Source organism: Pseudomonas arsenicoxydans, from assembly GCF_900103875.1.
Lineage (GTDB): Bacteria > Pseudomonadota > Gammaproteobacteria > Pseudomonadales > Pseudomonadaceae > Aquipseudomonas > Aquipseudomonas arsenicoxydans.
Genome location: NZ_LT629705.1, coordinates 5,359,386 through 5,377,363, shown reverse-complemented (window position 1 = coordinate 5,377,363; position 17,978 = coordinate 5,359,386). Strand labels below are relative to the sequence as shown.

General features: G+C 59.4%; 15 protein-coding genes. 5 read left to right on the top strand and 10 right to left on the bottom strand.

Going from position 1 to position 17,978, the window contains the following annotated elements; genetic code table 11:
- Window positions 1-11 precede the first annotated feature (11 nt).
- Together BLQ41_RS25035 and BLQ41_RS25030 are read left to right on the top strand one after the other, a co-directional pair.
- On the top strand, window positions 12-1,106 hold the full coding sequence (locus BLQ41_RS25035; protein ID WP_090185802.1) for a catalase family peroxidase: 1,095 nt from the start codon (window positions 12-14) through the stop codon (window positions 1,104-1,106).
- Complete coding sequence (locus BLQ41_RS25030) at window positions 1,103-1,648, top strand: cytochrome b (RefSeq protein WP_090185799.1); 546 nt, start codon at window positions 1,103-1,105, stop codon at window positions 1,646-1,648. Before BLQ41_RS25035 ends, BLQ41_RS25030 begins: the two co-directional genes overlap by 4 nt.
- 43 nt (window positions 1,649-1,691) lie before the next feature.
- Here BLQ41_RS25030 and BLQ41_RS25025 read toward each other — a convergent pair whose 3' ends face one another.
- On the bottom strand, window positions 1,692-2,843 hold the full coding sequence (locus tag BLQ41_RS25025) for a M14 family metallopeptidase (protein ID WP_090185796.1): 1,152 nt from the start codon (window positions 2,841-2,843) through the stop codon (window positions 1,692-1,694).
- Window positions 2,844-3,324: 481 nt separating this feature from the next.
- Window positions 3,325-3,666, bottom strand: a complete 342-nt coding sequence (locus BLQ41_RS25020; RefSeq protein WP_090185793.1) for a DUF6124 family protein — start codon at window positions 3,664-3,666, stop codon at window positions 3,325-3,327.
- A 129-nt stretch (window positions 3,667-3,795) separates the two neighbouring features.
- On the opposite strand from BLQ41_RS25020, the gene BLQ41_RS25015 reads away from it, so the two are divergent.
- Complete coding sequence (locus tag BLQ41_RS25015; RefSeq protein ID WP_090185791.1) at window positions 3,796-4,443, top strand: LexA family protein; 648 nt, start codon at window positions 3,796-3,798, stop codon at window positions 4,441-4,443.
- 39 nt (window positions 4,444-4,482) lie between these two features.
- Here the strand turns inward: BLQ41_RS25015 and BLQ41_RS25010 are convergent, their stop codons facing one another.
- The 4 genes from BLQ41_RS25010 to BLQ41_RS24995 all read right to left on the bottom strand — a co-directional run bounded on the left by BLQ41_RS25010 (window position 4,483) and on the right by BLQ41_RS24995 (window position 10,129).
- Window positions 4,483-6,438, bottom strand: a complete 1,956-nt coding sequence (locus BLQ41_RS25010) for an acetyl/propionyl/methylcrotonyl-CoA carboxylase subunit alpha (protein ID WP_090185788.1) — start codon at window positions 6,436-6,438, stop codon at window positions 4,483-4,485.
- Window positions 6,438-7,250, bottom strand: a complete 813-nt coding sequence (locus BLQ41_RS25005; RefSeq protein ID WP_090185785.1) for a gamma-carboxygeranoyl-CoA hydratase — start codon at window positions 7,248-7,250, stop codon at window positions 6,438-6,440. Before BLQ41_RS25005 ends, BLQ41_RS25010 begins: the two co-directional genes overlap by 1 nt.
- A gap of 13 nt (window positions 7,251-7,263) precedes the next feature.
- On the bottom strand, window positions 7,264-8,868 hold the full coding sequence (locus BLQ41_RS25000) for a carboxyl transferase domain-containing protein (RefSeq protein WP_090185783.1): 1,605 nt from the start codon (window positions 8,866-8,868) through the stop codon (window positions 7,264-7,266).
- A 97-nt stretch (window positions 8,869-8,965) separates the two neighbouring features.
- Window positions 8,966-10,129: an isovaleryl-CoA dehydrogenase gene (locus BLQ41_RS24995; protein ID WP_090185780.1), complete on the bottom strand. Its 1,164-nt coding sequence runs from the start codon at window positions 10,127-10,129 to the stop codon at window positions 8,966-8,968.
- Window positions 10,130-10,306: 177 nt separating this feature from the next.
- Here BLQ41_RS24995 and BLQ41_RS24990 point away from each other — a divergent pair, with 177 nt between their 5' ends.
- Window positions 10,307-12,004, top strand: coding sequence for an AMP-binding protein (locus BLQ41_RS24990; RefSeq protein WP_090185777.1), 1,698 nt, complete (start codon window positions 10,307-10,309; stop codon window positions 12,002-12,004).
- Window positions 12,005-12,616: 612 nt separating this feature from the next.
- On the opposite strand, the gene BLQ41_RS24985 is transcribed toward BLQ41_RS24990, so the two are convergent.
- From BLQ41_RS24985 to BLQ41_RS24975, 3 genes are all read right to left on the bottom strand, one after another.
- Entirely contained in the window at window positions 12,617-13,516 is a 900-nt protein-coding gene (locus BLQ41_RS24985) for a hydroxymethylglutaryl-CoA lyase (RefSeq protein WP_090185774.1), read from the bottom strand.
- A 147-nt stretch (window positions 13,517-13,663) separates the two neighbouring features.
- On the bottom strand, window positions 13,664-14,065 hold the full coding sequence (locus BLQ41_RS24980; RefSeq protein WP_090185772.1) for a MerR family transcriptional regulator: 402 nt from the start codon (window positions 14,063-14,065) through the stop codon (window positions 13,664-13,666).
- A 179-nt stretch (window positions 14,066-14,244) separates the two neighbouring features.
- Window positions 14,245-15,174, bottom strand: a complete 930-nt coding sequence (locus BLQ41_RS24975; RefSeq protein WP_090185769.1) for a LysR family transcriptional regulator — start codon at window positions 15,172-15,174, stop codon at window positions 14,245-14,247.
- Window positions 15,175-15,352: 178 nt separating this feature from the next.
- Between BLQ41_RS24975 and BLQ41_RS24970 the strand changes: the two genes are divergently transcribed.
- Window positions 15,353-16,582, top strand: a complete 1,230-nt coding sequence (locus BLQ41_RS24970; protein ID WP_090185767.1) for an acyl-CoA dehydrogenase — start codon at window positions 15,353-15,355, stop codon at window positions 16,580-16,582.
- 51 nt (window positions 16,583-16,633) lie between these two features.
- Here the strand turns inward: BLQ41_RS24970 and BLQ41_RS24965 are convergent, their stop codons facing one another.
- On the bottom strand, window positions 16,634-17,974 hold the full coding sequence (locus tag BLQ41_RS24965) for a substrate-binding domain-containing protein (protein ID WP_090185764.1): 1,341 nt from the start codon (window positions 17,972-17,974) through the stop codon (window positions 16,634-16,636).
- Window positions 17,975-17,978 lie beyond the last annotated feature (4 nt).

Genomic DNA, 17,978 nt, shown 5'->3' with positions numbered 1-17,978 from the left:
TGGAGTTTTTCATGGTTGATCGCTCAACACCGCCAACCGGGCCTTTACGGCCACCGCTGAGTGCCGCGAGCCTGACGTTGCGACTGACTGCCATTGCTGTGGTGGTCGCCGCTCTCGCCGGGGCATTTGCCTACGTCAACGGCACACTCGACCCACAGCGCCTGACGCCGAAAAAGCTGATCAATGTGCTGGAAACCAACAATGGCGTGCACCCCGGCTTCCGGCGGAACCACTCCAAAGGCGTGTGCGTGATCGGTCATTTCGAGAGCAGTGGCGAGGCGCGCAGCTATTCAACTGCTCAGGTGTTCAACGAAGCCCGAACCCCGGTGGTGGGGCGATTCGCGCTGCCGGCCGGCAATCCTTATGCGCCGGACAACAGCGTGCCGATTCGCAGCATGGCGCTGCGCTTCACCCAGGCTAACGGTCAGCAGTGGCGCACCGGGATGAACAGCATGCCGGTGTTCCCCGTGGGCACTCCCGAAGCGTTCTATCAATTGCAGCAGGCGCAGTCACCCGATCCGGCCACTGGCAAACCCAATCCTGCTGCCGTGCCGGCGTTCTTCGGTGCGCATCCGGAAGCCGCACCCTTCCTGGCGTGGATCAAGACGGCCAAACCGTCAGCCAGTTACGTGACGGAAACCTATAACAGCGTCAACGCGTTTTACCTGGTGAACGCCGCCGGACAGCGGCAAGCGGTGCGCTGGAGCATGGTGCCGGTGGCGAAGGATGCAGCCGGCGCAACGGCGCCGGAGGGCGGCGACTTCCTGGAAAAAGACCTGGTGCAGCGCATTGCCGCAGGACCGTTGCGTTGGCAGTTGAACATCACCCTGGCCAACCCCGGGGACCCGGTCAACGACGCCAGCAAGGCTTGGCCCGATGGCCGCAAGGTCCTGAATGCCGGCACCCTGGTTCTGGAAAGCACCCAGCCGCAGCTCAATGGTGAGTGCCGAGACATCAACTACGACCCGCTCGTATTGCCCGCCGGTATAGAAGGTTCCGACGACCCATTGCTCGCTGCTCGTTCAGCCGGTTACGCCAGTTCCTACTTGCGCCGTACCAGTGAAGTCAGCCAGTTGCCTGCCGCTAAACAGGAGGCTCAACAATGAGCACTCAACCGAATCATTTCGCTCCTTTGGCGCGACTGCTGCACTGGCTGATGGCGCTGATGATCATTGCCATGCTGTTTATCGGTGCTGGCATGGTGGCCTCGGTGTCCGAACGGCATGAGTGGCTGATCCATCTGCACAAGCCTTTGGGTGTCGCGATTCTATTGTTGGTGATCGTGCGCTTGGTGGTGCGTTTTTCCACGCAGCAACCACCACTTCCGGCGGACCTGCCAGGTTGGCAAGTGCTGGCGGCGAAGGCCTCGCATGTCTTGTTGTACGCCTTGATGCTGATTTTGCCGCTGCTGGGCTGGGCGATGATTTCAGCCGCCGGGGACCCGGTGATGCTGAGCAGTTCGATCCAGTTGCCGTCAATCCTGCCCGCCAATGCGCAGGTGTTTGCGTTTCTGCGCAAGTCTCACCGGTATCTGGCGTATCTACTGTTTCTGACGGTGCTGGTGCATCTGGCGGCCGCGTTGTTTCACGGCTGGGTGCGTCGCGATGATGTGCTGGACAGCATGTTGCGAGGAAAGGATCGCGTCTGAGTGAGTCATGGCTGCATGCCCGGCATGCAGCCATCGAGGTTGATCAGCGCAGGGTGTCGACCATCTCGGCAATGGTCGTCAGTACGTCCTTGCCCAATTGCTTCGAGCGTTTGCCCGACCAACCGGTGAGCGCATTCGGCGCGTCATCGTTGTCCTTGAAAGGCATTTCCAGGGTCAGCGAGAGGCAGTCGAATTTCTCACCGACACTGTTGCAGGCCAGCGTCATGTTGGCTTTGCCCGGCTCGTCACGGGTGTAACCGTGTTTGGTCTGGAAGTCTTTGGTCAGGTGTTTCAGGTGAGTGCGGAAATGCTCTTCGAGTTTTTCAATCCGCGGCGTATAGCCCGGGTTGCCTTCGCAACCGGCGGTGAACACATAAGGAATTTCTTCGTCGCCGTGAACGTCGAGGAACAGATCGACGCCGTACTTTTCCATTTGTTGCTGAACAAACCACACTTCCGGGCTGATTTCCTGGCTGGCGCTCTGCCACGCACGGTTCAGGTCCTGGCCCATCGCGTTGGTGCGCAGGTGGCCGTGGAAGGCGCCGTCGGGGTTCATGTTCGGCACCAGATACAGATCGGCGCTGGCCAGGAGTTTGTTCAGCACAGGATCGTCGTGCCGTTCCAGGCGTTCGATCACGCCCTCCATGAACCATTCGGCCATGTGTTCGCCGGGGTGTTGCTGGGCAATCATCCAGATCTTGCGCCGACCTTCGGCGCCGGTGCCTTTGCGCAATAACTGAATGTCTCGACCTTCTACGCTTTTGCCTGTGGCGAGCAGTTCGGTGCCGGCCTTGGTCAGCGCTTGTTCGATCAGCCAGTCGTGACGACCTCGGCTGTAGGGTTCGAAGTAAGCAAACCAGGCGTGGGTGGCTGTGGCCTCAAGGCTGAAACGCAGGCAGTCGCCTTCAAAGATGGTCGGCACGCGGAACCAGTTGACGTGGTCGTAGGACGCTACGGCCTGATAACCATCCCAAGCCTTGTTATACGAAGACTTGCTGGCATTGTTCAGGCGAAACCAGTGCTCTTGACCGACGTGCAGACCGCTGGCCTTGAAGTGAAACCATTGGAAGTGTTGGCTGCGGGTGTCCGGCTTGATGGCCAGCAATGCTTGCAACGGGTTGCTGATGTCCAGCACTTCAATGTTGCCACTGTCGAAGTTGGCGCTGATGTCGAAGGAAGATTTGGCCACGCTCATAGTCGATTCCTGAATATGATTTATGGCTGATACTTTACACGCTGGGAAGGGAAACACCGGGGGAAATTACGGGGGGGTGGAAGGGGGGCGTCTTCCTTGACGCTGACGCAGCTTAGAGACTGTGTAATCGATTCTCAAGAGCTATTTTTCATAAGTTTCGGCCAATGATGCCGGGCTTATTCCGCTGACGTATGTTGTTTCGCTATTGGCCGCGCATTCCAATTTGCAGCACGTAACGTCTTCATTTACCTGAAGGCGACGCCAGAATAATTGGCAAAAAAAAACCCGGCAAAAAAGCCGGGTCAAAAACCGTGATTAGCCTGATGAGGAGATAGTCCAGAAGACCGACCTAAGGTCTCTTGACCATCCACTGATCTCGCGACCAGCTGCATGCAATAATAATCATTCTCGTTTGCAAGTCAAATGATTTTATCTGCACGATTGGAAAATTCTTCCCGTCCTCTGCTCAGGCAAGTCCGTCTCATAGCGCCTGAGCGCCTTGCAGAGACCGATCTATCATCGCCTTGGCCATGTCGATCATGTGCACCGTAGAAAACGCCAGGTCCCGGCTCGCGCCATTCAGGTTGTTGGCTGATTCGTACGCGGTGGCAGCGGCACATCGCAAAAGGTCCGAGGCGTGAACCAGTGCTTCTTCTGCGCTGATATCCGGTTTCACATCGAAGAAACGCTCCTCGGCGGCCACTTCTGACACAGCTGGTTTCAAGTAATAGTCCAACGCTCGCTGCGCAGCGGCATAGCCTTTGGTGGAGGTGAGGGTGGTGTCGATTTGCAGGTCCGACAAGTCGTTGCTGGGGTTGGTCATGACGATGGCAAGCTCCGTGATAGATTCAGATCCGTGAATCAATCCTAGTACGATCTGTATTTGTGGCCGGAATTTAAATACTACAATTTGTGTTTTGTTGGTCGGAGTACCCAACGTATCGTGCCGCACATGGATAAATGGATTGAGTTGGTCAAAGCCAAGATGAGTGAACTCAAAGTCACTCAAGAAGTACTCGCCGACCGCCTGGGGATGTCCCAGGGTGGCGTGGGTCATTGGCTGAATAAACGCCGTCAACCGAGCATCGAAGACATGAACCGTGTCTTGCGGGCGCTCGGGATGGAATTTCTGGAAGTGGCGATGGTGATCCGCGAGCCTGTGGTCCTGCTGGACGATGAGTTGTCCCTGACACAAAAGTACAACCCGTACTTCCGTTACCCGGTCAGCGACTGGCGAGAGCCTGCCCAATTGCGTGAGGGAGAGTTGCCGGAATACGGCAAACCACGGTTTGAACTCACGGATTACCACGCGCAGGGCAAGGCGTTCTGGTTGGTGGTGGTCGGCGATGCGATGACCGCACCCACCGGCATCAGCATCGCCGAAGGCATGATGATTCTGGTGGACCCGGCCATCGTGCCGGAACCTGGAAGACTGGTCATCGCCCAGTGGCCAGACAGCGACCAGGCGACCTTCCGCAAGCTGATCGAAGAGGGCGGGCAGCGTTATCTGGTCCCGCTCAATCCGACGTATCCGAAAGCCCTGTACACCGAGGAATGCAGAATCCTCGGCGTGGTAGTTCAGGCAACGGCCAGATTCTAATCAGATCGGTCCTCGCAGAGCGTAGGACCGATCCTCATTTCAAGCTTCTTCCAGCTCGACCAACGCACTGCCTTCGGCGACCATCTCGCCTTCCTGGCAATACAGTGCCTTGATCACCCCGGCGTGTGGCGCACGAATGCTGTGTTCCATCTTCATCGCTTCCAGCACCACCAGTTGCGCCCCGGCTTCAACGGTTTGCCCGGCCTCTACCAGCACGCGCACGATGCTGCCGTTCATGGGCGCGGTCAGCCCGCCTTGATGGCTGTGGCTGGCTTCGACGGCGCTGATCGGGTCGTAGGACTCGATACGACGCAACTCACCGTTCCATTGCAGATACACCACCTCACCACGGCGGATTACCCGATGCTGGCGACGTACGCCGTCGTTTTCGGTCAGCAGTTGCTCACCTTTGAGTTGTGCAGTGTGGGCATCAACGTTACCCAGTGTCAGCGCCCGGTCCTGTCCCTCGCAGCTCAAATGCAAGGTGATTTCTCGCGGCAAACCGGCACGCAAACCGTTGCTGATGCCCCACGGCGAACTCACATCATCGGCGCGCACGGTACGCGGCAAGCTCTGGGCAAACGCTTGGGCGGCGGCTTGCCAGAATTCGTCGCCCAGATCCGCAGGCGCCGGCAGCAATTGCTCCTGATAACGCGGGATAAACCCGGTATCCAGCTCTGCCGCAGCGAACGCCGGGTGAGCGATGATCCGACGCAGGAAGTTGATGTTGGTCTTGAGCCCGCCGATGGCAAACTCATCGAGCATGCTCAACAAGCGCAAGCGCGCCTGCTCACGGTCCTCGCCCCAGGCAATCAGCTTGCCGAGCATCGGATCGTAGAACGGTGACACCTCGTCGCCTTCTTCAACACCGCTGTCGACCCGACGTCCCGGTCCTGGCACAGATTCGCGGTACAGCTCCAGGCGTCCGGTGGCCGGCAGGAAATCGTTGCTTGGGTCCTCGGCATACAGCCGCACTTCGATGGCGTGGCCGATCAGCGGAACCTGCTCTTGCGTCATCGGCAACGGTTCACCGCGCGCGACACGAATTTGCCAGGCCACTAGGTCAAGGCCCGTGATGGCTTCGGTGACCGGGTGCTCGACCTGCAGGCGCGTGTTCATCTCCATGAAGAAAAACTCGCCACGCGAATCCAGCAAAAATTCCACGGTGCCGGCACCGACATAACCGATGGCCTGTGCCGAACGCACCGCTGCTTCGCCCATGGCACGACGCAACTCCGGGCTCAAGCCTGGCGCGGGTGCTTCTTCGACGACTTTCTGGTGTCGACGCTGGATCGAGCAGTCTCGCTCATTGAGGTACAAACAGTTGCCATGCTGATCGGCGAAGACCTGGATTTCCACGTGACGTGGTTTGAGCAAATATTTCTCGACCAGCATCCGTGAATCGCCAAACGAGGATTTGGCTTCACGCTGGGCCGAGGCGAGGGCTTCGGCCAATTGACTGACATCCTCGACGACTTTCATGCCCTTGCCACCGCCACCGGCCGTGGCTTTGAGCAGCACCGGGTAACCGATGCGTTCGCAGGCATCGCGGAAGGTGTCGAAATCCTGAGCTTCACCGTGGTAGCCGGGCACCAATGGCACACCGGCGGTTTCCATCAAGGCTTTGGCGGCGGACTTGCTGCCCATCGCATCGATGGCGGAGGCCGGCGGGCCGAGGAAAATCAGGCCTGCTTCTTCAATCGCGCGGGCGAACCCGGCGTTCTCCGACAAGAAGCCATAACCCGGATGAATCGCCTGGGCGCCGCTGGCTTTGGCGGCAGCAATCAGTTTGTCGATTTGCAGGTAACTGTCGGCGGCTTTGCTGCCACCGAGGTCGACGCGGATATCCGCTTCGCGGCTGTGCCGGGCATCACGGTCGGTGGCGCTGTGCACGGCCACGGTGGTCAGGCCCAGGGCCTTGGCGGTGCGCATCACCCGGCAGGCGATCTCGCCGCGGTTGGCCACCAGCAGGGAAGTAATGACAGGTGCGCTCATCAACGCGGCTCCTTGGTGGTGGGTGCTTGCCAACTCGGCGGACGCTTTTGCAGAAAGGCACGCAAGCCTTCCTGACCTTCGGGGCTGACGCGGATACGGGCGATGGCGTTTTCGGTGTAGCGGCGCAGCGCCGGGGTCAGCGCGCCGTTGCCGACCTCACGCAGCAGGTCCTTGCTCACACGCATGGCGGCGGGGCTGTTGAGCAGCAGGTTGTCGATCCATTGTTCGACGTTTTGTTCCAGCTCGACGGCCGGAAAGCTCTCGGATAACAGGCCGATTTCCCGCGCCCGTTGACCGCCGAAACGCTCGGCGGTCAACGCATAACGGCGTGCCGCGCGTTCGCCGATGGCTTGCACCACGAACGGACTGATGACGGCCGGTGCCAGGCCGATGCGCACTTCCGACAGGCAAAACTGCGCCTCATCCGTGCCGATTGCCATGTCACAGCAACTGATCAGACCCAGTGCGCCGCCGAATGCCGCGCCTTGGACCACGGCCAATGTCGGGATCTTCAACTTGGCGAGGTTGTACATCAACTCCGCCAGTTCCCGGGCATCGTCGAGGTTGGTGTGGTAATCGAGCTCGGCCGATTGCTGCATCCAGGCCAGGTCGGCCCCGGCGCTGAAATGCTTGCCGCGGCCCCGCACCAGCAAGAACCGCAGGCTGGCATCTGTCGAGACCTTGTCCAGCGCGAGGATCAGTTCACGGATCATCTCGGCGTTGAATGCGTTGTTCTTTTCTTCGCGGCTGAGCCACAAGGTCACGAAACCCCGCGGGTCGGTCAGCAGCTCGAGGGTGTTGAAGTCGCTCATGGTTTTCTCCCGATCACATCCGGAACACGCCGAAGCGGCTCGGTTCGATTGGCGCGTTCAACGACGCGGACAAGGCCAGGGCCAACACATCGCGGGTCTGGGCCGGATCGATGACGCCGTCGTCCCACAACCGTGCGCTGGAATAGTAAGGGTGGCCCTGTTCTTCATATTGATCGAGGATCGGTTGTTTGATTTCGGCTTCCTGCTCGGCGCTGAAACCCTGGCCACTGCGCTCGGCCTGCTCGCGTTTGACCTGCACCAAAACGCCCGCAGCCTGCTCGGCGCCCATCACGCCGATGCGTGCGTTCGGCCACATCCACAGGAAGCGCGGATCGTAGGCGCGCCCGCACATGCCGTAGTTGCCGGCACCAAAACTGCCGCCGATGATCACGGTGAATTTCGGCACCTTGGCGCACGCCACCGCGGTCACCAGTTTCGCGCCGTGCTTGGCGATGCCGCCGGCCTCGTATTTCTGGCCGACCATGAAGCCGGTGATGTTTTGCAGGAACAGCAGTGGAATGCCGCGCTGGCAGGCCAGTTCGATGAAGTGCGCGCCTTTCTGCGCGGCTTCGGCGAACAGGATGCCGTTGTTGGCGAGGATCGCGATCGGGTAGCCGTGCAGGTGGGCGAAGCCGCACACCAGCGTGGTTCCGAACAGCGCTTTGAATTCGTCGAACACCGAACCGTCCACCAGCCGCGAGATGACTTCGCGCACGTCGAACGGTTGCTTGGCGTCCGCCGACACCACACCGTACAACTCGTCGCTGCTGTAGAGCGGGGCGATGGGCGTGCGTTGTTGCAGTTCACCCAGCTTTCGCCAGTTGAGGTTGGCAACACTGCGCCGGGCAATGGCCAGGGCGTGTTCGTCACTTTCGGCGTAGTGGTCGGCGACCCCGGAAATCTTGCAGTGCACATCGGCACCGCCCAGGTCTTCGGCGCTGACCACTTCACCGGTCGCGGCTTTCACCAGCGGCGGGCCGGCGAGAAAAATCGTCGCTTGCTGGCGCACCATGATCGCTTCGTCCGCCATGGCCGGCACGTAGGCGCCACCGGCAGTGCACGAACCCATCACCACCGCGATCTGCGGGATGCCCATGGCGCTCATGTTGGCCTGGTTGAAGAAGATCCGACCGAAGTGTTCGCGGTCCGGAAACACCTCATCCTGGCGCGGCAGGTTGGCGCCGCCGGAATCCACCAGATAGATGCACGGCAAGCGATTCTGCTGGGCAATGGTCTGGGCGCGCAGGTGTTTTTTCACGGTCAGCGGGTAATACGAGCCACCTTTTACCGTGGCGTCGTTGGCGACGATCATGCACTCGACGCCTTCCACACGGCCGATCCCGGCAATCACGCCAGCAGCCGGAACGTCTTCGCCGTAGACCGCATAGGCCGCCAGTTGACTGATCTCAAGGAACGGCGAGCCTGGATCGAGCAGGCGATTGATCCGCTCACGGGGCAGCAATTTGCCCCGCGAGATGTGACGTTCTTGCGCCTTCGGGCCGCCACCTTGCTGCACTTGGGCGAGCAGGGTGTGCAGGGCGTCGACCTGTTTGAGCATCGCCGCGCTGTTGGCCGCGAACTCCGCTGAACGAGGGTTGAGCTGGGTATGCAGAATCATGACTTACTCCGTAAGCAGCTGTAAGCGGCAAGTTACAAGCGGCAAGTCAAAGCTGTTCTCTTGCAGCTTGAAACTTGCCACTTGCAGCTGACGAAATTCATTTCGTCTCGTTGAACAGTTCGCGACCGATCAGCATGCGACGGATCTCACTGGTGCCAGCACCGATTTCGTACAGCTTGGCGTCACGCAACAGGCGTCCGGCCGGGAATTCGTTGATGTAGCCGTTGCCACCGAGAATCTGGATCGCGTCGAGGGCCATTCGGGTCGCGCATTCGGCGCTGTAGAGGATTACTCCAGCAGCGTCCTTGCGGGCGGTTTCGCCACGCTCGCACGCCTGGGCCACCGCATACAGGTAGGCACGGCTGGCGTTGAGTTGGGTGTACATGTCGGCGACTTTGCCCTGGATCAGCTGGAATTCGCCGATGCTCTGGCCGAATTGCTTGCGGTCGTGGATGTACGGAACGATCAGGTCCATGCAGGCCTGCATGATCCCGGTCGGGCCGCCGGACAGCACGACGCGCTCGTAGTCGAGGCCGCTCATCAAAACTTTCACGCCGCCGTTGAGGATGCCGAGGATGTTTTCTTCCGGCACTTCAACGTCGTCGAAGAACAGTTCGCAGGTGTTGGAGCCGCGCATGCCCAGCTTGTCGAACTTGTTGCTGCGGCTGAAGCCTTTCCAGTCACGTTCGACGATAAACGCGGTGATGCCATGTGGGCCTTTTTCCAGGTCGGTCTTGGCGTAGATCACGTAGGTATTGGCGTCCGGACCGTTGGTGATCCAGGTTTTGCTGCCGTTGAGCACGTAGTGATCGCCGCGTTTATCGGCGCGCAATTTCATCGACACCACGTCGGAGCCGGCATTCGGCTCACTCATGGCCAGGGCACCGACGTGCTCGCCACTGATCAGTTTCGGCAGGTACTTGGTTTTCTGTTCGTGATTGCCGTTGCGGTTGATCTGGTTCACGCACAGGTTGGAATGCGCGCCGTAGGACAGGGCGACCGAGGCTGAGCCACGGCTGATTTCTTCCATGGCCACAACGTGGGCCAGATAACCCAGGCCAGCGCCGCCGTATTCTTCCGCCACGGTGATGCCCAGCAGGCCCATGTCGCCGAATTTGCGCCACAAGTCGGCCGGGAACAGGTTGTCGATGTCGATCTGGGCCGCGCGCGGCGCGATCTCTTTGGCGACGAAGGACTGAACCTGATCGCGCAGCATGTCGATGGTTTCACCGAGGGCAAAGTTCAGGGATGGGTAGCTCATGGGTCACCTTTTGGCGTTTTTGTAGGGTGGGGAGGGCAGTGATTCGGCTCTCACCTTTACGTTAACGTAAGCCTGTGACGAATGGCTGTCAATCACCCTTTACGTTAACGTCAACTTGAGCGAGAGTAGAGGCACATCTTCTGTATCAACCCACTAATAAAGACAATAGGGGTCGTCATGGATCAACCCAGTGCAAACCCGCAGCGCAGCTACACTCGTGGATCCCAGGACAAAGCCTTGTTGGCGATGACCATCGGCGAAAAGTTCGATCAGACCGTCGCTCAGTATCCGACCGGGGAGGCGCTGGTCGTGCGTCATCAACAGCTGCGCTACACCTGGCAGCAACTGGCCGAAGCCGTCGACCTGCACGCCAAAGCACTGTTGGCGTTGGGATTGCAGACCGGTGACCGGCTCGGCATCTGGGCACCGAACTGCGCGCAGTGGTGCATAAGCCAGTTCGCCAGCGCAAAAATCGGTGTGATCCTGGTCAACATCAACCCGGCGTATCGCAGCTCCGAACTCGAATACGTGTTGAAGCAATCCGGCTGCCAATGGCTGGTCTGCGCGGGTTCGTTCAAGACCTCCAATTATCACGGCATGCTCCAGGGCCTTGTACCGGAGCTGGCTGAGCAATCCATCGGTAAATTGCAGAGCGAGCGCTTGCCCGAGTTGCGCGGTGTCATCAGCCTGGACGCACAGCCGCCATCCGGCTTCCTGCCGTGGTCGCAACTGGCCGACCTGGCGAGCAGCGTGTCGACAGAGCAATTGCACGCGCGTCAGGACAGTTTGCATTTCGACCAGCCAGTGAACATCCAATACACCTCCGGCACCACGGGCTTCCCGAAAGGCGCGACCCTCAGTCACTACAATATTCTCAACAACGGTTACATGGTCGGCGAAAGCCTCGGCCTGACGTCCAGCGACCGGCTGGTGATTCCGGTGCCGCTGTATCACTGCTTCGGCATGGTCATGGGCAACCTCGGTTGCATCACCCACGGCAGCACCATGATTTACCCCAACGACGCGTTCGATCCGCTGCTGACCCTGACCACAGTGGCGGAAGAAAAGGCCACGGCGCTCTACGGCGTGCCGACCATGTTCATCGCCATGCTTGATCAGCCGCAGCGTGCCGAGTTTGATCTGTCGAGCCTGCGCACCGGGATCATGGCCGGGGCGACGTGTCCGATTGAGGTGATGCGCCGGGTGATCAGCGAAATGCACATGAGCGAAGTGCAGATTGCCTACGGTATGACGGAGACCAGTCCGGTGTCATTGCAGACCGGTCCGTCAGACGAACTGGAATTGCGCGTCACCACCGTCGGCCGCACCCAGCCGCAACTGGAAAGCAAGATCATCGACGAGGCGGGCAACCTGGTGCCACGCGGCACCATCGGTGAACTGTGCACGCGCGGCTACAGCGTGATGCTCGGCTACTGGAACAACCCGCAAGGCACCGCCGAAGCCATCGATCAGGCCGGCTGGATGCACACCGGTGACCTGGCCAGCATGAACGAGGAAGGCTACGTCTGCATTGCCGGGCGCAACAAGGACATGATCATCCGCGGCGGCGAGAATGTTTACCCGCGTGAGCTGGAAGAGTTCTTCTTTACCCATCCGGCGGTAGCCGATGTGCAGGTGATCGGGATTCCGTGCTCGCGTTATGGCGAAGAGATTGTCGCCTGGATCAAGTTCCACCCGGGCCATAGCGCCACGGAACAAGAGCTGCAGGCCTGGTGCAAAGAGCGCATCGCGCACTTCAAGACGCCGCGCTACTTCAAGTTTGTGGAAGAGTTTCCGATGACCGTGACCGGCAAGATCCAGAAATTCCGCATGCGCGAGATCAGTATCGAGGAGTTACGCGAAAAGCAGGTCTGACAATTTCGTCCCTGTGGGAGCCAGCCTGCTGGCTCCCACAGGGACGGTGGTGAAAGCCCGAATCGCAGAAAGCACAAAGGGGAGCCGAAGCTCCCCTTTAATTTGTCGTTGCGCATGCTCTTTTTTTATTATTGAGGGGCGGTCTGTTGTTGTTTTTAGGGACCGTGACCCTTTACCGCTGTTTTTGTCGATCCCCATCCGGGATCAAGAGCAAACGTATTTTTTTGAGCGCTGATCTACTTTTTCGCTGAGCGATCCAACCAGTTCGGGAGCTACCTGAAGGTAGTTTTATTGTTCTCTGCCCGGTTGCGGGTTACTCCGAAAAGCACCCTGAAAAGCACATCCTCTCCAAAAAAATCTGTTAGCTGCGTCTCTGCCGTGTTGTTTTTGTTATGTCAGAGTCGTTACGTCTTATTTTTATTAGGTTTGCCGCTTTTTTTGTTCTTGTTATGCCATAGAGATAGCAGAAGCCGTGCCAACTTTTTAAAAGCCTTTAAAATCAAGGCTTTGAGTTTTTCGTAGGATATATCCCTCAGGCAAACCCCTACAATTTGTTTCCGTGTTACTCGCTTATCCCCCACGTTTGAGATGTGGCGGTAACACCTGGACACATCACTGGGCGCTGCGAGCCTTTGCCACGCGCGAACCGGTCGGACGTCCCAGCACGGAGCAAATCTGCTGGCCGGCCAGAATCAAGGCGTCCAGGTCTATTCCGGTGTCGATGCCCAGACCATTGAGCAGGTACACCACGTCTTCGGTGGCGACGTTACCGCTGGCGCCCTTGGCGTACGGGCAGCCGCCGAGGCCGGCGATGGAGCTGTCGAACACCGCGATGCCTTCCAGCAGACTGGCGTAGATGTTGGCCATAGCCTGGCCATAGGTGTCATGGAAATGTCCGGCCAGCTTTTCACGCGGCACCTGGGCCGAGACCACTTCGAACATCTTGCGGGTCGCGCCGGCGGTGCCGGTGCCGATGGTGTCGCCCAGGGAGACTTCATAGCAGCCCATGGCGTAGAGCTCGCGGGCGACGTAAGCGACTTGCTCAGGCGCAACGTTACCTTCGTAAGGACAGCCCAGCACGCAGGACACGTAACCGCGCACGCTCACGCCGTGTTGTTTCGCCGCGTCCATGATTGGCACGAAACGCTCAAGACTTTCGCTGATCGAGCAGTTGATGTTGCGTTGCGAAAACGCTTCGGAGGCCGCTGCGAACACCGCGACTTCCTTGACCCCGGCCGCGATTGCATCTTCAAACCCGCGCAGGTTGGGGGCGAGTGCACCATAGGTCACGCCGGGCTTGCGCTGGATCTGCGCGAAGACTTCTGCGGAACCGGCCATTTGCGGCACCCACTTGGGCGAGACGAAGCTGCCGACTTCGATGTAGCCAAGGCCTGCGGCGGTCAGCGCGTCGACCAGTTGTACCTTGTCGGCAACGCTGATCGGTTGGGCTTCGTTTTGCAGACCGTCGCGGGGGCCGACTTCGACCAGGCGTACGTGGGTGGGTAGGGACATGGGAATCGACCTGTGCTGATTGTCTGAATACTGAGGGAACCCTGTAGGAGCGGGCTTGCCCGCGATAGCGGTGGGTCAGCCAGCATCAATGTTGAATGCCATGACCTCATCGCGGGCAAGCCCGCTCCCACAGGAGATCGTGTTGACCTATTGAACCGTTTCCTGGCTCTTGATCGTCTGCTCCAACGCCTGGGTGCAGCGCTCTTGTGCGGTGTCCAGTTCCAGCTTCATCTGCTCGATGTCGAGCATCTGCTGCTCCAGCTGTTCGCGGCGCTCGGCGATCTTGCTCAACATGGTTTGCAGTTGTTTCTGATTGCCGCCGGTGGGGTCGTAGAGTTCGATCAGCTCGCGGCATTCAGCCAGGGAGAAGCCAATGCGCTTGCCCCGCAGGATCAGCTTCAGGCTGACCTTGTCGCGCGGGGTATAAATGCGCTCCTGGCCACGACGCTCAGGGCTGAGCAGGCCTTGCTCTTCATAAAAGCGAATGGCCCGCGTGGTGATGTCGAGCTCGCGGGCGAGGTCGGAAATGCTATAGGTCTGGCTGCTCATGGAAGCGCTCAAAAAAAGGTCATGATGCTAAGCTAATGGCAGGTTGACGTTTACGTCAAGGGGCATGGATCCTTGGTGTTGCTGCTGGCCTCATCGCGGGTAAGCCCGCTCCCACAGGGATCGCGCTATACCTGTGGGAGCGGGCTTGCCCGCGAAGAACGATAACGCGGTGCAAAGCCCTACACCTTATCGAGCTTCTTCTCATGCGCCGTCACTTGCTGGCACAACTCGATCATCTGCTCGCGCATCCAGCGGTTGGCCGGGTCCTGGTCGGTGCTTTCGTGCCAGTAAAGATGGGTTTCCACCGGCGGAACGTCGTTGACCGGCAGGTTCACCGAATACAGCTCATGGCGACGGGCGAAACGCTCGGGCACGGTCATGACCATGTCGGTCTGCTGCAGCACCTGGGAGGCCATCAGGTAATGCTGCGAACGCAGGGCGATCTTGCGCTGAATGCCCATTTTCCCAAGGGCCAGGTCGACATGGCCCAATCCGCTGCGGCGGCTGGAAATGTGAATGTGGGTCAGCGACAGGTAGTCGTCGAGGGTGAATTTCTCCTTGCCCGCCAGCGGATGGCCCTTGCGCATGGCGCACACGTAACGGTCTTCCATCAGCTTGACGTGGCGCACTTGCGGGTCGGTGTTGAGCGGCGCATCGACGGCAAAGTCGAGTCGTCCGGCCGCCAGCTCCTTGGTGGTCTCCCGGCGTTTCGACAGGAAGCTCTCGATGATCACTGTCGGCGCCAGACGGCGCAGGCGCTGGAACAGCGGCGGCAGAATCACGGCCTCGGTGAGGTCGGTCATGCTGATGCGATACGTCTTGACCGCTTGCAGCGGGTTGAAAATCCGGCTTTCCTGCACCGACACGCGCAGCAGCGAGAGGGCGTTACGCACGGGCCCGATGATGTTCTGCGCCATCGGTGTCGGCACCATGCCTTGTGCGGTGCGCACGAATAACGGGTCGTTGAAGGTCTCGCGCAGGCGGGCCAGGGCGTTCGATACCGCAGGCTGAGTAATGCCGACAATCTGCCCGGCGCGGGTCAGATTGGCTTCGGTGTAGATCGCGTCGAAGACGATGAAAAGGTTGAGGTCGACCTTGCTCAGATTCATTGCGCGGCACTCTTATTGTTTGGGGCTTTTTGTTGTGGCCGGAGGCCTTTGCGATCACCCGATCATATATCGGTGATGAATGTTAATACACGCCGAGAATAGGCTAGGTAAATTTTCGTAGCTGTTCTAGCATCGATTGCATGACCTAAACAACCTCTTCCCAAGAAGGTAATTGCTCATGGATTTCGCTTATTCGCCCAAGGTTCAGGAACTGCGTGAGCGCGTGACCGCGTTCATGGACACTTACGTTTATCCCGCCGAAGCAGTGTTCGAGCGCCAGGTTGCCGAAGGCGATCGCTGGCAGCCGACAGCGATCATGGAAGAGCTCAAACTCAAGGCCAAGGCTGAAGGCCTGTGGAATTTGTTTCTGCCTGAGTCCGAACTCGGTGCTGGCCTGACCAACCTCGAATACGCGCCACTGGCGGAGATCATGGGCCGCTCGCTGCTCGGTCCAGAGCCATTCAACTGCTCCGCGCCAGACACCGGCAACATGGAAGTCCTGGTGCGTTACGCCAATGAAGAACAGAAACAACGCTGGCTCGAGCCGCTGTTGCGCGGTGAGATCCGCTCGGCATTTGCCATGACCGAACCGGACGTCGCATCGTCGGATGCCACCAACATGGCTGCCCGCGCCTTGCGTGATGGCGACGAGTGGGTGATCAACGGCAAGAAATGGTGGACCTCAGGCGCTTGTGATCCGCGCTGCAAGATCCTGATCTTCATGGGCCTGAGCAATCCGGATGCGCCGCGCCACGCCCAGCACTCGATGATTCTGGTGCCGGTGGATACCCCGGGCGTGAAGATCGTTCGTCCGCTGCCAGTGTTCGGTTATGACGATGCACCGCACGGCCACGCTGAAGTGCTGTTTGAAAACGTGCGCGTGCCGTACGAAAACGTCCTGTTGGGTGAAGGACGTGGCTTTGAAATCGCTCAGGGTCGTCTTGGTCCGGGCCGTATTCACCACTGCATGCGTTCGATCGGCATGGCTGAGCGCGCGCTGGAATTGATGTGCAAACGTGCGGTGAACCGTACCGCGTTCGGTAAACCGCTGGCCCGTCTGGGCGGCAACATCGACAAGATCGCCGACTCGCGCATGGAAATCGACATGGCGCGTCTGCTGACGTTGAAAGCGGCTTACATGATGGACACCGTCGGCAACAAGATTGCGAAAAGCGAGATTGCGCAGATCAAAGTAGTCGCGCCGAACGTGGCCTTGCGGGTTATCGACCGGTCAATCCAGATGCATGGCGGGGCAGGGGTGTCCAACGATTTCCCGCTGGCCTACATGTACGCCATGCAACGCACCCTGCGCCTGGCCGACGGCCCGGACGAAGTGCACCGCGCGGCGATTGGCAAGTTCGAGATCGGCAAGTACGTGCCAAAAGAGATGATGCGTAGCGGGCAGTAACCAACTGCACACAGATCGTTCCCACGCAGAGCGTGGGAACGATCTGCTTGGTCAATACACCCAAACCTCAACCCGCCGATTCTTGATCCGCCCTTCATCCGCGCTGTTCGTCGCCACCGGCATCTCGGCGCCAAAACCGCGTATCTCGCGAAACACTACGCCTCCTTTCACCAGTTCGCGCCGCACCGCCATGGCCCGCAGCTTCGACAACAGATCGGCACGCGCCGGGTCACTCTTCGCATCGCCAAATCCCACCAGCGTCACTTGCCGAGCGGTCTTGTCGTGCTGCTTTATATAGTCGAGCACCCGCGACAAATCCTGTCGGGCCTTGTTGTCCAGGGTCGCGCTGCCTTCTTCAAAGCGAAAATTCACCGACAAGCGTTGTGCATGACGACTGAGCGCCTGGTAGGCCTCGGGCATCAGGGCGTTTGGCGTCACCGTCATGGCCTGCACGGTCTGGGCAATGAAGCCGTTGGCCGCGACAATTGCCTGGCCTTCGCTGCTTTGAGCAAACGTCACCAGCGCTTGGGCCCAGGGGTTTTTCCCCTGCGGCGGCAGGTAAAAGAACAGTCGCCGGGACAGCGGATAATCTTCCGTGGCAATCAGGCTATTGAGCGGCGGCATGGCCTGGGATTGTCCATCGACGATTGCCACGGCCTTGGCCTGGCGCACGTACGGCAACCCGATAAAACCAATACCTTGCGGGTCCTGGCTGACAGCGTCGGACAATTGCTCGCTGGATTCGAAGCGTTTCGCGGCGCTATTCAGGGTTTTCCCACGACGACTGAGGACCAATTCCTTGAAGGTGTCGTAGGTGCCCGATTGGTCATCGCGCGCGTACAGATGAATCGTCCCGCCACGGCCGCCCAATTCTTCCCAGGTTTTGGCTTCGCCGCTGAAGATGCGCGCCAGTTGTTCGGTGTTGAGTTGATTCAGCGGGTTGTGCGGATGGAGGATGATCGCCAGTCCGTCAATGGCAATCACTTGCTCGGCTTCGGGGCTTTTAAAGTCGCCCAGCGGTTCGAGTTCCAGGCGTTCGCTGTCCTTGATCGGGCGCGACGAGGCGGCGAGATCGGCCGAGGCGTTTTTCAGGGCGCTGAACCCGGTGCTGGAACCATGGGCCGCGACATCCACCGCTACCCGTTGTCCCTGAGCGGTTTCGCCGACGATACGCAGTTCGTTGGCTTTGTCCGGGACTTCGCGGTGAACCTTGAGCAGGCCCTGTTCGCGCATTAACCCCTCGACCAGCGCCGGCCCCAGTGCCGCACCGATGGTATTGGAGCCCTGGATGCGCAAGACCAGACCATTTTCGGAGATTGGCAAATCGCTTGCCGAAGTCGTCAATGGCAAACCGGCGCACAGCATCAACAGGAACAAAACGCGCAGCGTCATGCCG

Excerpts from the sequence above, each read along its gene's own strand:
- BLQ41_RS24985 (WP_090185774.1), bottom strand. The coding sequence starts at position 13,516 with ATGTCCCTACCCACCCACGTACGCCTGGTCGAAGTCGGCCCCCGCGAC.
- BLQ41_RS25010 (WP_090185788.1), bottom strand. The coding sequence starts at position 6,438 with ATGAGCGCACCTGTCATTACTTCCCTGCTGGTGGCCAACCGCGGCGAG.
- BLQ41_RS24990 (WP_090185777.1), top strand. The coding sequence starts at position 10,307 with ATGGATCAACCCAGTGCAAACCCGCAGCGCAGCTACACTCGTGGATCC.
- BLQ41_RS25000 (WP_090185783.1), bottom strand. The coding sequence starts at position 8,868 with ATGATTCTGCATACCCAGCTCAACCCTCGTTCAGCGGAGTTCGCGGCC.
- BLQ41_RS24980 (WP_090185772.1), bottom strand. The coding sequence starts at position 14,065 with ATGAGCAGCCAGACCTATAGCATTTCCGACCTCGCCCGCGAGCTCGAC.
- BLQ41_RS25015 (WP_090185791.1), top strand. The coding sequence starts at position 3,796 with ATGGATAAATGGATTGAGTTGGTCAAAGCCAAGATGAGTGAACTCAAA.
- BLQ41_RS25020 (WP_090185793.1), bottom strand. The coding sequence starts at position 3,666 with ATGACCAACCCCAGCAACGACTTGTCGGACCTGCAAATCGACACCACC.
- BLQ41_RS25035 (WP_090185802.1), top strand. The coding sequence starts at position 12 with ATGGTTGATCGCTCAACACCGCCAACCGGGCCTTTACGGCCACCGCTG.
- BLQ41_RS24970 (WP_090185767.1), top strand. The coding sequence starts at position 15,353 with ATGGATTTCGCTTATTCGCCCAAGGTTCAGGAACTGCGTGAGCGCGTG.
- BLQ41_RS24965 (WP_090185764.1), bottom strand. The coding sequence starts at position 17,974 with ATGACGCTGCGCGTTTTGTTCCTGTTGATGCTGTGCGCCGGTTTGCCA.
- BLQ41_RS25030 (WP_090185799.1), top strand. The coding sequence starts at position 1,103 with ATGAGCACTCAACCGAATCATTTCGCTCCTTTGGCGCGACTGCTGCAC.
- BLQ41_RS24995 (WP_090185780.1), bottom strand. The coding sequence starts at position 10,129 with ATGAGCTACCCATCCCTGAACTTTGCCCTCGGTGAAACCATCGACATG.
- BLQ41_RS24975 (WP_090185769.1), bottom strand. The coding sequence starts at position 15,174 with ATGAATCTGAGCAAGGTCGACCTCAACCTTTTCATCGTCTTCGACGCG.
- BLQ41_RS25025 (WP_090185796.1), bottom strand. The coding sequence starts at position 2,843 with ATGAGCGTGGCCAAATCTTCCTTCGACATCAGCGCCAACTTCGACAGT.
- BLQ41_RS25005 (WP_090185785.1), bottom strand. The coding sequence starts at position 7,250 with ATGAGCGACTTCAACACCCTCGAGCTGCTGACCGACCCGCGGGGTTTC.